The following is a 13,226-nucleotide window of genomic DNA, read 5'->3' on the forward strand; positions in this document are numbered from 1 at the left end:
GCCCCCCGCACCGTGCGTAGTCTCTTCGTCACTCGACCGGACCCCAGGCGGGAGGGGAGTGACGGTGCCCGGAATTGACGAGTGCCTGCTGGAGGCGATGCGGCTGCCCGGCGCCCGTGGTGCCGCGCTGGTCGACTGGACCAGCGGACTGGCCCTGGGGGTCGTCGGGGAGTTCCCCGGCGGCGACCACGAGGCCGCTGCGGCCGAGGTCGCCGAGCTCGCACGGCTGGCCGCCGAGCAGCCGGCCTTCGCCCCCGAGGGCACCGCGGACACCGGACCGGCCGACGCCGATCCGGCCATCGAGGACGTGATCGTCAGCAACCGGGACGGGTACCACCTGCTGAGGTTCGTCCCGGCGCCGTTCGACAGCGGCGCGGTCCTGCACCTGTGGCTGGGCCGCCCCGACGGCAATCTCGCGCTGGCCCGCATGAGGCTGGGCGAGATGGCCGGACGGCTGGTGCTGGGATGACCGTGGTCGAAGCCCCTCCCCCGCTGCCGATACGGGACAAGACGACCCGCGATCGGGTCGACGGCGGCCTGTCGCCGATGCTCACCCGCCTCGCGGCCGAACAGGCCACCGGCGTCCTGGTCCGCGAGGGCGGCAGCCTGCATCTGGCCGGCGGCCTGGTGCTGCACGCCGAGAGCCGGTTCGCCCCCGGCCTGGGCACCCTGCTGACGGCACACGGCGCGCTGACCGCCGAGGAGTGGTGGACGGCGGTCGGTGAGGCCGGCGACCTCGCGGGCACCGCCCGGCTGCTGCTGGCCGGCGGGCATCTGACCCGCGCCGCGGTGCAGATCTGCCACCTCCAGACGCTCTACGACGCCGCCTACTTCGCCCTCGCCCCCAGCAGCAGCCCGGGCCGCTTCCACTACGGCGCCGTGCACGTCGACACCGGCGAGGATGCGGGCAGCCCACTGCCCGCGGTGCCGGTCGCGGACGTGGAGCGCGAGGTGGTGCGCCGGCGCACCCTGCTGCACGGGCTGTGGCCCGACGCGCTCACCGACAGCGAGCCGCTGGTGCGCACCCACCCGATCGCCGCCCCCGCGCTCACCCCCCGGCAGACCGCGGTGCTCGCCCTGGTCGACGGGGTCCGCACCGCGCCGGACATCGCGATCGCGCAGGGCGGGCGGGCCTTCCCCACGCTGGTGGAGGTGCGGCGCCTGGCCGCTGCGGGGCTGCTCGCCATGCCGCCGGCACCACCACCGCCCGCAGCACAGCCGCCGGGCCCGCCGATGGGCGTGCCGGTTGCCCCGCCCGACGATTTCGATCCCCACATCGCCTTGCTGAAGAGGGTCAGGGATGCGCTGGAGGCCCTTTGACCGGCCACAACCCCGAGCCGAGCCCCCTGTCGAGAGGAGACCACCGATGGCGGCAGAGGCCGAGATCCTCGATGAGCTCCGCCGCCTGCGCGCCCGCCTCCCCCAGCTGACCGGGGCCGTGGCCGCCGGGCGCGACGGCCTGGTCCTCGCGCACGACGCACCCGGTGTCGAGCCGGACGGGCTGTCCGCGCTCACGGCCACCACGCTCGCCGTGGCGATCGGCATGACCGACGCCACCGACCGCGGGGAGTTCCGCGAACTGCTGATCCGGGGCACCCAGGGCTACGTCGCGACGTACGCGGCCGGCCGTCATGCCGTCCTGACCCTGCTCACCCAGGACCGCGTCAATGTCGGCCGGCTGCATCTGGAGGGCCGCCGCGCCGGCGCCCGCATCGGAGATCTGGTCGACGCCCACGAAGCGGCGGCACGGGAAACCGCCCTGCCCGCCGCAGTACCGAAGGAGTCCGCGCGCACGCTTCCCACCAGGGCAGTCAACGCACGGACCACGACAGATAGTTGAGAGGCAAACACCGCCATGGCCAACACCGAGACCGCGCTGAAGGAAGCCCTCGCCTCCATCGAGGGCGCGATGGGAGCTGCACTCGTCGACTACACCAGCGGAATGGCGCTGGGCACGATCGGCAGCAGCAAGAGCTTCGACCTCAACGTCGCCGCCGCCGGCAACACGGACGTCATCCGCGCCAAGATGCGCACCATGGAGCACCTCGGCCTCAAGGCCGAGATCGAGGACATCCTGATCACACTGACCGACCAGTACCACCTGATCCGCCTGCTGAGCGGCCGGAGCGGCAACGGGCTCTTCCTCTACCTGGTGCTCGACGCCAAGCGGGCCAACCTGGCGATGGCCCGCCACCAGCTGAGGAGGATCGAGGGGGAGCTGGAGGTGTGAGCCCCCGCCGCGGCCGCTACCCGGTGCGGCGATCCGTCCCGCCGCAGCGCTGAGGCGCAACCCTCCCTAGACCGGCACCGCGGTGCGGCGGGGGGGGATCCGCCCGGGGCCGCGTCGCCCGCGGCCACACCCGTGCTGCGGAAGGCCTTCACGGGCCGCCCGGCCGGGCGTCCGCCACGCCCGTCCAGCCAGTCGACGCGCACCCACAGCAGGGCGTCCCCAGCCCGCTCGCGCCGACCGAGCCAGGCGGCCTTCAGCCACAGCCCGGTGCCGATCCCGGCGAGCAGCAGACCGCCGGCCGCCGGCAGGGCGAAGGCCGAGCCGAGGGCGGCGGCGAACGCGAGCAGCAGCCACCAGCGGTGACCGCGGCGCCAGGCGCGCACGGTCACCGCACGGTCCTGGAGGATGTCGTGCTTGCCCGCGCGGGCGGCCCCGCGGGCGAGGGCGGTGTACCGCTTGCGCCGCGGCAGGGCGGTCGCCGCGGCGGCGACGACGAAGAGGGCGGCGCCGGCGAGGACGCCGATCCGGCGTCCGGTCAGTCCTTCCGGCGCCGCGCCGACCCCGGCGGCGACCACCCCGAGCCACCACAGCGGGGCGGCCCCCGCTCGTACGACGACGGCCACTCGGGCCAGCCCATGTCCTCCGCGCGCCACGTCGGCCTCCCGTGTCACGTCTCTGCGTTCTGTCGGTCCGTCCTGCGGGGACGTCAGCGGCGGAACGTGAGACGAGTATGAGAGCGCGCGGACGTCACTCGACGAACAGTCCCCGCACCGCCGCCCTGGCGTCGAACTCCTCCAGGCGGGCCTGGGCGTCCGGCAGGTCGTCGCACATCGCCTCCAGCAGCACCCGCCCGAGCAGCATCGGCGCGCAGGCGGTGTCGAAGGCGAGTCCGGTGCCGACGGCAGCGGGCAGCAGCAGATCCGAGGCGCGGGCGACGGGCGCGAAGGCGGAGTCGGCGACCGTGACCACGGTCAGTCCCGCGTCCTTGGCGTACTGGAGGGTGTCCAGCACCTCGCGCGGGTGCCGCGGCAGCGCGAAGCAGAGCAGGGCCGTGGCGCCGGCCCGCACGGCCGCGTCGAGGCGGTCGTGGATCATCGTGCCGCCCTCGTTGAGCAGCCGGACGTCCGGGTGCACCTTGGCGGCGAAGTACGCGAACCCGTACGCCTGGGAGGCGGCGGCGCGCAGCCCGAGCACGGGCAGGGGGCGGGAGGCCGCCAGGGCCCGGCCGGCCCGCTGCACCGGCCTGGGGTCGGCCAGCAGGTCCGCCAGGTGGCGCAGGTTCTCGATCTCGGCCTCGACGGCCTGCTGGTACTCGTTGTGCGCGCCCGCGGTGCCGGCCTGCTCGGCGGGGGCGACCTCGCGCAGATGGCGGCGCAGTGCGGGGTAGCCGTCGAAGCCGAGGGCGACGGCGAAGCGGGTCACCGACGGCTGGCTGACCCCGGCCAGCTCGGCGAGTTCGACGCTGGACAGGAACGGCACGTCGGCCGCGCGACGGACCATGCTGTGCGCGATGCGGCGCTGGGTCGGAGTGAGCCGGTGCCCTTCGAAGAGCGCCTGCAACCGGCTCGCAGGGCTGTCGGTCACGCTCATGGCGTACTCCCCCTCCAGGTGTCCTCGACGCTCCGCGAGAGTACAGGGACCGGACATCGACAATTATTCAGAATACATAAATTCTGCATACGGCTATGCAGAACCGACCGGGAACCTGCCCCCGCCCGGCCCCCGCCCGACCGCCGGTGCCGAGGCCGGTGCGGTGCGGGTGTGTTCCCGTCCTCCCCGCGCCCCCGCACCGACTGGGGGGCTTTCCCCAGTGCGGCGGGCGTCCCCGCTCCCTACCGTGGACGGTCATGACCCGATGGGAGACGGCGATGGACACCCGCGACAGCGACCTGAAGAAGGAACTCGACGCGACCCTGTACGCCCGCAGGGAGCTGGGTGAGGAGTACGAGTCGGCGCTCGTCGACTCCTTCCTGGGGAAGGTCGACCAGCGCATCGACGACGCGGTGGAGCGCCGGGTCCGGCGGCAGCTCGCCGAGCAGCGGATGGCGGTCGCCCGCGACGCGCGGTCGCCGAGGTCCACCGACTCCTTCGGCGAACGCTTCGGCTTCGGCATCGTCACGATGGTCCTGGCGATCCCGCTCTCCGGCATCGGCGCCGGCGCGGCCCACCTGCCCGGTCTGGTGGTCACCTGGGCGGGCATCGTCGGCGTCAACGTCGTCCAGGCCGCGCGCACCAGCCCTGAGCTGTTCCGCCGCCGGCGCAGGACCGACGGCCGGGCGGACGGCGGCGACGGCGGCTGGGAGGACTGAGCCGGCCCGGCGGACCGGTCGGCGAGGAGGCGCGGCCCCACCGCAAGGCCCGAGTCGCCTTCTCGGTCCCGCGGTCGCCGCCGGGCCTGCGGGGTGGAGCCTGGGGCCGGGAGGCGGGAGGCCGGCACCGCGGGCCGGTCGGGGGGAAGTCGTGCGCGGGGACCGCCGCACCCCCATCGCTGGGGGGCGGGACGACGGCGGTCCCCGCGAGGGACGCGGGCCGGGTCAGGGCCGGGCTGCGCGTCCGTGGCGTCCGTGGAGGTCCGGGAGCCGCTCCGGAGGTCCGTGACGCCGTTCGGCGTCGGCCGGGGCGGGGAGCCTCCCCCAGTGCTCGATGCCTGGGAGGTACCCCCCTTGCCCTGCCGACATCCACCAATGTGCCGGACGCGTGTTAAGCGGGTGCTGCGTGGACGTGACGCGCTCGTACCACTTCCGCGAACTCCGCCCACCTGGGCGATCGGCTCAAGTTCGGCGCGGGCACGGGCGGTTCACCGGACATTCGCCGCCGGTTCCCGTCCGGGACCGCACATCCGCGGCAGGCACGGCGGCACCCCGGACACCGGCCCCGACGCCCGCCACCCGGCGCCCCGGCCGCTGCCCGGTGGCAGCGGCCCGCGCCCTGGCGGGGGTGCGGGAACTGCTCGACAGGGCCACGACGGCGCTGCGGCGTCCGGCGGCTCGCCGTGGCCCTACCCGTTCGGCGCGCTCAGGCCTTGGCGAGGAAGGCGAGCAGGTCCTGCCGGCTGACGACGCCGGTCGGCTTGCCCTCGACCAGGACGATCGCCGCGTCGGCCCGGCCGAGCACGTTCATCAGGTCGCCGACGGGCTCGCCGGAGCCGACCTGCGGAAGCGGCTCCGACATGTGCTTCTCCAGCGGGTCGTCGAGGGAGGCCCGCTTGCTGAACAGGGCGTCCAGCAGCTCCCGCTCGACGACCGAGCCGACGATCTCGGCGGCCATCACGTCCGGGTGCCCGGCGCCCGGCTTGACGACCGGCATCTGGGAGACGCCGTACTCGCGCAGCACCTCGATGGCCTGACCGACGGTCTCCTCCGGGTGCATGTGGACGAGGGACGGGATGGCGCCGTGCTCCTTGTCGTCGAGGACGTCGCTGACGCGGGCGTTGGGCCCCTCGTCCTCCAGGAAGCCGTAGTCGGCCATCCACTCGTCGTTGAAGATCTTGCTGAGGTAGCCGCGCCCGCTGTCCGGAAGCAGGACCACGACCACGTCGTCCTCGGTCAGCCGCTCGGCCACCCGCAGCGCGGCGACGACGGCCATGCCGCAGGAGCCGCCGACGAGCAGGCCCTCCTCCCGGGCCAGCCTGCGGGTCATCTGGAAGGCGTCCTTGTCGGAGACGGCGACGATCTCGTCCGCGACCTCTCCGTCGTAGGCGGTCGGCCAGAAGTCCTCACCCACGCCCTCGATCAGGTAAGGCCGCCCGGAGCCCCCGGAGTACACCGAGCCCTCGGGGTCGGCGCCGATGACCTTCACCGTGCCGCCGCTGATCTCCTTCAGGTAGCGGCCGGTGCCGGAGATGGTGCCGCCGGTGCCGACGCCCGCCACGAAGTGGGTCAGCTTCCCCTCCGTCTGCTCCCACAGCTCCGGGCCGGTGGAGTAGTAGTGGGAGAGGGCGTTGTTGGGGTTGGAGTACTGGTCGGGCTTCCAGGCACCGGGCGTCTCACGGACCAGCCGGTCGGAGACGTTGTAGTAGGAGTCCGGGTGCTCCGGTGCGACGGCCGTGGGGCACACGACCACCTCGGCGCCGTAGGCACGCAGCACATTGATCTTGTCGGTGCTCACCTTGTCAGGGCACACGAAGATGCACTTGTAGCCCTTCTGCTGGGCCACGATGGCCAGACCGACGCCGGTGTTCCCGCTGGTCGGCTCGACGATCGTGCCCCCGGGCTTCAACTCCCCGCTCTGCTCGGCCGCCTCGATCATGCGCACGGCGATGCGGTCCTTCACGGAGCCGCCCGGGTTGAAGTACTCCACCTTGGCCAGGACGGTCGCCTTGATGCCCTTGGTCACGCTGTTGAGCCTCACCAGCGGGGTGTTGCCGACGAGGCTGATCATCGAGTCGTGGAATTGCACCGTTGTCTCCGGATGCTGCAAAAGGATGTGGTCGTGAACTGTTCCGCCAGCCTATGGCCTGCGACGGATCCGTGACGGGCGTTCACTCCCTGTGGAGATTGGGCGACGGTCCGTACGGGGCAAGGAGTGGATGTACGGCTACGAGGAGGTGGCGGCGACGCATGACCAGCATGTCGAGGGCACGGGTGGCCCGGCGCATCGCGACGGGCGCCGCGTACGGCGGTGGCGGCATCGGGCTGGCGGGCGCGGCGGCGATGGGCCTGCTGCTGGCCGAGGCGCAGTGGGCGCGCCGTTATGTGAACGGCACGGGGACGCTCCCGCACGTGCCGCACGCGGAGGGACTGTACGGCCGCGCGTACGCCGCGGCCGGAGCCGGGGCGGAACCGCTGCTGCTGGTGCTGCTGGGCGACTCGACGGCGGCGGGGCAGGGAGTGCACCGGGCGGGGCAGACGCCGGGAGCGCTGCTGGCGTCGGGGCTGGCGGCGGTGGCGGAGCGGCCGGTGGAACTGCGGAACGTGGCGCTGCCGGGCGCCCAGTCGGACGATCTGGACCGCCAGGTCGGGCTGGTCGTCGGGGAGTGCCACCGGATGCCCGACGTCTGCGTGATCATGATCGGGGCGAACGACGTGACGCGCCGGATGCCGCCGACACGTTCGGTGCGCCATCTGTCCTCGGCGGTCCGGCGGTTGCGCACCGCCGGCGCGGAGGTGGTCGTCGGCACCTGCCCGGACCTGGGCACGATCCAGCCGGTGCAGCAGCCGCTGCGGTGGCTGGCCCGGCGGGCCTCGCGGCAGCTGGCGGCGGCGCAGACCATCGGGGTGGTGGAGCAGGGCGGCCGGACGGTGTCACTGGGGGACCTGCTGGGCCCGGAGTTCGAGGCGAACCCGCGGGAGCTGTTCGGACCGGACCACTACCACCCGTCGGCGGAGGGCTACGCGACGGCGGCGATGGCGGTGCTGCCGACGATGTGCGCGGCGCTGGGGCTGTGGCCGGCGGAGGAGGAACGGCCGGAGGCGGCGCGGCACGAGGGCTTCCTGCCGGTGGCGCGGGCGGCGGCGGAGGCCGCCGCCGAACCGGGCACGGAGGTGACGGCGGCGATGCCGACCGGGCCGCGGGGGCCGTGGGCGCTGCTGAAGCGGCGGCGGAGGCGGAGGGTGCCGGAGCCGGACGGCAGCCCGGTGACCTGACCGGCCCGGCCGCCCGGACGGGGCGGGGACAGTCGGCGGGGCCCGCGCCCCGGCCCGGGCGCGGGCGGAACGGCGGCCGCGGCCCCCGCGCGCGGGCGGCGGCGCGATGCCGCCGCGGCCGCGACGCCCGGGTTCGCCCGGACGGCATCGGTGGTCTACTGGCACGGACGGGACGGCGGCCGGCCTCGGACACCCCAGCGGTGACGGAACCCGCACCCGCGCCAAAGCAAGCGCTTAGAAAGATGCGGCCAGGGTCACACCCCGACTCGCGTGACCTGGACCATACGTACGGGTAACTTCCAAGCCAGCCGTGCCCACACACAACGTATCCGTACGTACGCCAATGGAGCCGTGATGCCCGAAGCCGTCATCGTCTCGACCGCCCGCTCCCCCATCGGCCGCGCCTTCAAGGGCTCCCTGAAGGACCTGCGCCCCGACGACCTGACCGCCACGATCATCCAGGCCGCGCTGGCCAAGGTTCCCGAGCTGGACCCCCGGGACATCGACGACCTGATGCTCGGCTGCGGCCTGCCCGGCGGCGAGCAGGGCAACAACCTCGGCCGCGTCGTCGCCGTGCAGATGGGCATGGACCACCTGCCCGGCTGCACGATCACCCGCTACTGCTCCTCGTCGCTCCAGACGAGCCGGATGGCCCTGCACGCCATCAAGGCCGGCGAGGGCGACGTCTTCATCTCGGCCGGTGTCGAGATGGTCTCCCGCTTCACCAAGGGCAACTCCGACAGCCTGCCGGACACGCACAACCCGCTGTTCGCCGAGGCCGAGGCCCGCACCGCGGCCGTCGCCGAGTCCGAGGGCTCGACCTGGCACGACCCGCGCGAGGACGGCCTGCTGCCCGACCCGTACATCGCGATGGGCCAGACCGCCGAGAACCTCGCCCGCACCAAGGGCGTCACCCGCGAGGACATGGACGAGTTCGGCGTCCGCTCGCAGAACCTCGCCGAGCAGGCCGTCAAGAACGGCTTCTGGGAGCGCGAGATCACCCCGGTGACCCTCCCCGACGGCACGGTGGTCAACAAGGACGACGGCCCGCGCGCCGGCGTCACCATGGAGGGCGTCGCCGGCCTCAAGCCGGTCTTCCGCCCCGACGGCCTCGTCACGGCCGGCAACTGCTGCCCGCTCAACGACGGAGCCGCCGCGCTGGTCGTCATGTCCGACACCAAGGCCCGCGAGCTCGGCCTGACCCCGCTCGCGCGGATCGTGTCGACCGGCGTCTCCGGCCTCTCCCCGGAGATCATGGGCCTCGGCCCGGTGGAGGCCTCCCAGCAGGCGCTGCGCCGCGCCGGCCTGACCATCGACGACATCGACCTGGTGGAGATCAACGAGGCGTTCGCCGCCCAGGTGATCCCCTCCTACCGCGACCTCGGCATCGATCTGGACAAGCTGAACGTCAACGGCGGCGCCATCGCCGTCGGCCACCCCTTCGGCATGACCGGCGCCCGCATCACCGGCACGCTGATCAACTCCCTCCAGTTCCACGACAAGCAGTTCGGCCTGGAGACGATGTGCGTCGGCGGCGGCCAGGGCATGGCGATGGTCATCGAGCGCCTCAGCTGACCGTCTCGCGCCCGACCGGCCCTCGGTCGACCGCCGGTCGACCGCCTTCGGGGCGACCGCCTTCGGGGCGACCGCGCCCCGGTCGACCACGCTCCGGTCGACCACCCCTCGGTGACCGCAATAGCACCTGGCGTGACCGATCGGCCCGGAGTCCAAGAAACACCTGGACGCCGGGCCGATCTGTGATCCAATCTCCCCCAGGATGTGACCTATATCCCTCACCAGGGGGATACTCGCAGGTCAGCTATAGGTACCACTGACCCCCAGGGCCAAAGTCCCGCCCGTTTCGTGACGTTACGCACTGACAGCTGGATAGTCCGCCCTTCAAGCTGATGTTAGGAAGTCGGGGGTCGACTTTGAACCGGGAGTACGTCAGTGAGCGCCATGCCGATCGCCTTGCTGGTCACCACGGCCGCCACCGGCGCCGTGGGCGTCGCCGTCCTGCGCACCCTCATGCTGCTGCGCCGGCAGGTCGCCGCCCTGCACGTCCAGATCGCCGAGAACGCGCGGACCGACCGGAACGCCGAGTGCGACGCCGCCGCGACGCAGGGCCGTGTGCCCGCCGCGCGCACGACGGCCGACGCCGACGAGATACGCACGGCTGTGGCCGAGGCGCTCGCCGAGGAGCGGGAGCGCGAACTGGCCGAGGCGCGCGCCTTCTGGGCCGCCCAGGAGGCCCGTGACGCGTCCGACGCGCCGTCCCTGCTGGGTCTGGCCGACAGCGAGCTGTTCCTGCCGCGGCAGGCCGATTTCACGGGCCTGGAGCCGGTCGCCGAGCCGGGGGCGGAGGCCGAGGAGTTCTCGGCCCGGGACTACGTCCAGGGAGGAACTCCCACGGAGTCGCCGGAACTGGCCGCCGCCCGGCGCCGCCACCCCTCGCACCCGGACTTCGTCCCGGTCCAGTCGCCGGTCGTCAACGACCACGAGCGCACCGTCACCACGCTCGAGGATCTCGCCGCCGGCCGGGTCGAGCTGACCGACGTCCGCCCCGGCCCGCTCGGCACCCTCGACGTCTACGTCTTCGCCGACGGCACCACCCTCTGCATGACCCCGGGACACCGGGAGACCGCCGAACGCCTGTCGACCGCCCTCACCGCGGGTGAGGCGCCGTACCTGCTGGGCGGCTCGGGGATCTCCGGCGCCTACACGCTGACGTTCGCGTGCGGTGAGGAGAACGTCTACATCCTGGCCGACCGGGTGATCGCGAGCCTGTAGGGCCGCCCCGGTCCCCCGGCGCCGCGCCCCGGGACGGGAGAACGCGCCCTCTGCACACCCGCGTGCCGCTCCGGCGTCTGCTGAAGGCCCCTCAGCGGACGCCGGGAACCGCGCCACGGGTCCCGGGGAGGCGGGGAGGGGTCTGCCGAGCCGGGAGGTTCTCAGACACCGGCCCGCACCTGGGCCTCCTCGACCAGCCGCACGGCCTCGGCGACCTCGGCGCGACTCGTCACCACCACCGCCAGATCGTGTCCGGCGACGGTCACTTGATCGGCCGCCGCGAACATCCCCGCGTCCGGCATCTCCCGGGGCTCCGCCCCGGGTGACTCGACACGTTGGGACCACCGGGCCAGTTCCCGGGCCAGTTCCAGAGCCTCCGCCGCGGCACCCCGCTGCAGACGGCTCTGCGGCGCGGCTCGCAGCCGGTCGGCGAAGTGCTCCACCGCGCGGGTCAGGGGCGTCGTATCAACCACGTCAACCACGGCGCGAGCCTACGCGCCGCATCGGGACTGTTGCCAACACGGGAACACTCGGGCACGGTGACCTGAAGGACCGGCTTACATCCCCTGCGTCCGGAGGCGCCGATGTCCCACGTCCTCTCCGAGGAGACCCACCGCAATATCCTGGCCCGCATCCCCCACTGCACCGGTCGTGAGATCTCCGACTGGCTGCGCACCGTCGAAGAAGGCCCCGCCCTCCGCTTCGAGGAGAAGGTCAGCTGGCTCCGGCACGAGCACAATCTCGCGTACGGCCACGCCAAGGCGATCATCCACGAGTACGACCTGAGGAGGGCCGCGCGCAGGTTCTAGTACCACCGCAGGCAACGTTCGCCCGTTGAGGAGCGGCGTCCGGTGCGTGCTCCCGGCGTGCCGGCCGGAAGTCCTCGTACTGGGCGGCGTACTCGGGCTTCCGGCCGGTGCGGCGGGTGGGGGCACCGCCCGCGCCCTCGGGGCGGTGGGGGAGCGTGCCGGACGCCGCGACGGGGCGAGCCTTGCCTGTTGTGGCACTGGGCGTCTTCCGCCTGGATCCCGGGCCTAGTCCGTCGCCACGGCGTACCGCCGGGACGGACGAGGCTGACGACAAGGGCCCCGGGTACGAGACCCGGGGCCCTTCGCCTGTCGACCGCCGTGCGGCTAGTCGTTCTGGTTGAGGATCGCGATGAGCCTCAGGAACTCCATGTAGATCCAGACCAGCGTCACCGTCAGACCGAAGGCGGCCAGCCAGGCCTCCTCGCGCGGGGCGCCGTAGGCGATGCCGTCCTCGACCTGCTTGAAGTCCAGGGCCAGGAAGCAGGCGCCGAGGATGATGCCGATGATGCCGAAGACCACGCCGAGCCCGCCGCTGCGGAAGCCGAGGCCGTCACCGCCGCCGAAGACGGCGAACAGCATGTTGACCGTCATCAGCAGGACGAAGCCGAGCGCGGCGGCCATCACGAAGCCGTAGAAGCGGCGGTTGACGCGGATCCAGCCCGCCTTGTACGCCACCAGGACCGCGGCGAACACGGCCATCGTGCCGATCACGGCCTGCATGGCCGCGCCGCTCGCGATGTGCGTGTCGACGATGTTGGAGATGACGCCGAGGAAGACACCCTCGAAGGCGGCGTACGTCAGGATCAGCGCGGGCGACGCGGTGCGCTTGAACGACTGGACGAACGCCAGGACCATGCCGATCAGCGCGGCGCCGATCCCGATGCCGTACGAGCGGCCGATGTTGGCCTCGTCGACCGGCAGCAGCGCCCAGGAGAGCGCCGCGGTGAGGATGAGCACACCGAGCGTCGACGCGGTGCGCATGACGACGTCGTCCATCGTCATACGGCCCGCGGTGGTGACCGGTGCCTGCGGGGCGCCGGGATGCACGCCCTGCTGGGCGTAGGGGTTCTGCGCGTAGGGGTTGCCGGCCGGCTGGGCGTAAGGGTTGCCCTGCGCGTACGGGTTGCCCTGCGTACCGACAGCGGGACCCCCGGCCTGCGGCGCGGCGTTGAAGCCTGCGTAGCCGTTGTCGCGGCTGAACCCCCGTCGCGAGAAGACCGGGTTTCTGCTCCTCATCTCACTCCTCCATGGCCACCGTGCGTGGCCTTGGGCTCAAGAGTAATGGAAAGGCAAAGGATTGACCCTAGTACCTGGGGAGGATCTTTCCCCCGCCGTGCTCGGCAACACGCTACGCGCGCCGACGATTCCCGGCCATCACCGTCGCCCTTCATGACCAACCTGCGACCTGCCCGGAACCGGCCGGAGATCACCCGGAGCACGAACACGCGGGGTGCGGGCACCGGCGGCGACTTGACGGTACGACAAAGGCGACAGAGAAGAACAGAGTGTCGCGCATCACAACAAAGAGGACAAACAAGGCGGATCGCTCCACCGGGAGTGTGAGGCGGAAGAGTGACAGCAGGCGCGCTCACAGGGCGGGGAGGACGCGGGAAGAGGGGTGCCCAGGGTGACGGCCGGCAGGGGAAAGTGCCCGGAGCCGGACTCGAACCGGCACGCCCGCGAAGGGGCAGCGAGGTTTAAGCTCGCCGTGTCTGCATTCCACCATCCGGGCAGGCCGTGGGCTCCGCGTCGAGGTTCGAGCCTATCGGGGGAGATCCCCCGAACAGCGGACAGGGCGACCCGATGTTGTCT

13 protein-coding genes, 1 tRNA gene and 1 pseudogene are annotated in these 13,226 nt (G+C 72.7%); 9 read left to right on the forward strand and 6 right to left on the reverse strand.

Translation table 11 applies throughout. From position 1 onward, the window contains the following. Positions 1 to 64: 64 nt before the first annotated feature. From JS756_RS18150 to JS756_RS18165, 4 genes are read left to right on the forward strand one after another with little or no spacing between them, the layout of a single operon-like run. On the forward strand, positions 65 to 469 hold the full coding sequence (locus tag JS756_RS18150; protein ID WP_205384156.1) for a hypothetical protein: 405 nt from the start codon (positions 65 to 67) through the stop codon (positions 467 to 469). Continuing rightward, positions 466 to 1,320, forward strand: a complete 855-nt coding sequence (locus JS756_RS18155; RefSeq protein WP_205384157.1) for a transcriptional regulator — start codon at positions 466 to 468, stop codon at positions 1,318 to 1,320. Before JS756_RS18150 ends, JS756_RS18155 begins: the two co-directional genes overlap by 4 nt. A 46-nt stretch (positions 1,321 to 1,366) precedes the next feature. Then, positions 1,367 to 1,840 carry a roadblock/LC7 domain-containing protein gene (locus JS756_RS18160; RefSeq protein ID WP_205384158.1) on the forward strand — a complete coding sequence of 158 codons (474 nt, stop codon included), beginning with the start codon at positions 1,367 to 1,369 and terminating at the stop codon, positions 1,838 to 1,840. Between the two features lie 15 nt (positions 1,841 to 1,855). Then, a complete protein-coding gene (locus JS756_RS18165) occupies positions 1,856 to 2,230 on the forward strand; it encodes a hypothetical protein (protein WP_205384159.1) in 375 nt (124 codons plus the stop codon). Positions 2,231 to 2,325: 95 nt separating this feature from the next. Here the strand turns inward: JS756_RS18165 and JS756_RS18170 are convergent. Then, positions 2,326 to 2,883 (reverse strand): annotated as a pseudogene (locus tag JS756_RS18170) (hypothetical protein); the annotation flags it as partial. Between the two features lie 94 nt (positions 2,884 to 2,977). Then, a complete protein-coding gene (locus JS756_RS18175) occupies positions 2,978 to 3,820 on the reverse strand; it encodes a MurR/RpiR family transcriptional regulator (RefSeq protein ID WP_205384160.1) in 843 nt (280 codons plus the stop codon). Positions 3,821 to 4,098: 278 nt separating this feature from the next. Between JS756_RS18175 and JS756_RS18180 the strand changes: the two genes are divergently transcribed. Next, positions 4,099 to 4,539, forward strand: a complete 441-nt coding sequence (locus JS756_RS18180) for a hypothetical protein (RefSeq protein WP_205384253.1) — start codon at positions 4,099 to 4,101, stop codon at positions 4,537 to 4,539. Positions 4,540 to 5,245: 706 nt separating this feature from the next. Here the strand turns inward: JS756_RS18180 and JS756_RS18185 are convergent. After that, on the reverse strand, positions 5,246 to 6,628 hold the full coding sequence (locus JS756_RS18185) for a cystathionine beta-synthase (RefSeq protein ID WP_205384161.1): 1,383 nt from the start codon (positions 6,626 to 6,628) through the stop codon (positions 5,246 to 5,248). 161 nt (positions 6,629 to 6,789) lie between these two features. Between JS756_RS18185 and JS756_RS18190 the strand changes: the two genes are divergently transcribed. The 3 genes from JS756_RS18190 (at position 6,790) to JS756_RS18200 (ending at position 10,605) form a co-directional block, all read left to right on the forward strand. Beyond that, positions 6,790 to 7,815, forward strand: coding sequence for an SGNH/GDSL hydrolase family protein (locus JS756_RS18190; protein WP_205384162.1), 1,026 nt, complete (start codon positions 6,790 to 6,792; stop codon positions 7,813 to 7,815). Positions 7,816 to 8,169: 354 nt separating this feature from the next. Continuing rightward, entirely contained in the window at positions 8,170 to 9,390 is a 1,221-nt protein-coding gene (locus JS756_RS18195; RefSeq protein ID WP_205384163.1) for an acetyl-CoA C-acetyltransferase, read from the forward strand. A 375-nt stretch (positions 9,391 to 9,765) separates the two neighbouring features. Then, positions 9,766 to 10,605, forward strand: coding sequence for a hypothetical protein (locus JS756_RS18200; protein ID WP_205384164.1), 840 nt, complete (start codon positions 9,766 to 9,768; stop codon positions 10,603 to 10,605). A 161-nt stretch (positions 10,606 to 10,766) separates the two neighbouring features. Here JS756_RS18200 and JS756_RS18205 read toward each other — a convergent pair whose 3' ends face one another. Further along, entirely contained in the window at positions 10,767 to 11,078 is a 312-nt protein-coding gene (locus JS756_RS18205; protein ID WP_205384254.1) for a hypothetical protein, read from the reverse strand. A gap of 111 nt (positions 11,079 to 11,189) precedes the next feature. Here JS756_RS18205 and JS756_RS18210 point away from each other — a divergent pair, with 111 nt between their 5' ends. Next, positions 11,190 to 11,414, forward strand: a complete 225-nt coding sequence (locus tag JS756_RS18210; protein WP_205384165.1) for a DUF4287 domain-containing protein — start codon at positions 11,190 to 11,192, stop codon at positions 11,412 to 11,414. Between the two features lie 324 nt (positions 11,415 to 11,738). Here the strand turns inward: JS756_RS18210 and JS756_RS18215 are convergent, their stop codons facing one another. Together JS756_RS18215 and JS756_RS18220 are read right to left on the reverse strand one after the other, a co-directional pair. Next, positions 11,739 to 12,650, reverse strand: coding sequence for a Bax inhibitor-1/YccA family protein (locus JS756_RS18215; RefSeq protein WP_205384166.1), 912 nt, complete (start codon positions 12,648 to 12,650; stop codon positions 11,739 to 11,741). Positions 12,651 to 13,062: 412 nt separating this feature from the next. After that, positions 13,063 to 13,146, reverse strand: a tRNA-Leu gene (locus tag JS756_RS18220). Positions 13,147 to 13,226 lie beyond the last annotated feature (80 nt).

Origin of the sequence: Streptomyces actuosus, from assembly GCF_016921115.1 — a bacterium.
In the GTDB taxonomy this organism is placed as follows: Bacteria; Actinomycetota; Actinomycetes; order Streptomycetales; family Streptomycetaceae; genus Streptomyces; species Streptomyces actuosus_A.

Excerpts from the sequence above, each read along its gene's own strand:
- JS756_RS18155 (WP_205384157.1), top strand. The coding sequence starts at position 466 with ATGACCGTGGTCGAAGCCCCTCCCCCGCTGCCGATACGGGACAAGACG.
- JS756_RS18160 (WP_205384158.1), top strand. The coding sequence starts at position 1,367 with ATGGCGGCAGAGGCCGAGATCCTCGATGAGCTCCGCCGCCTGCGCGCC.
- JS756_RS18165 (WP_205384159.1), top strand. The coding sequence starts at position 1,856 with ATGGCCAACACCGAGACCGCGCTGAAGGAAGCCCTCGCCTCCATCGAG.
- JS756_RS18175 (WP_205384160.1), bottom strand. The coding sequence starts at position 3,820 with ATGAGCGTGACCGACAGCCCTGCGAGCCGGTTGCAGGCGCTCTTCGAA.
- JS756_RS18180 (WP_205384253.1), top strand. The coding sequence starts at position 4,099 with ATGGACACCCGCGACAGCGACCTGAAGAAGGAACTCGACGCGACCCTG.
- JS756_RS18190 (WP_205384162.1), top strand. The coding sequence starts at position 6,790 with ATGACCAGCATGTCGAGGGCACGGGTGGCCCGGCGCATCGCGACGGGC.
- JS756_RS18195 (WP_205384163.1), top strand. The coding sequence starts at position 8,170 with ATGCCCGAAGCCGTCATCGTCTCGACCGCCCGCTCCCCCATCGGCCGC.
- JS756_RS18210 (WP_205384165.1), top strand. The coding sequence starts at position 11,190 with ATGTCCCACGTCCTCTCCGAGGAGACCCACCGCAATATCCTGGCCCGC.
- JS756_RS18215 (WP_205384166.1), bottom strand. The coding sequence starts at position 12,650 with ATGAGGAGCAGAAACCCGGTCTTCTCGCGACGGGGGTTCAGCCGCGAC.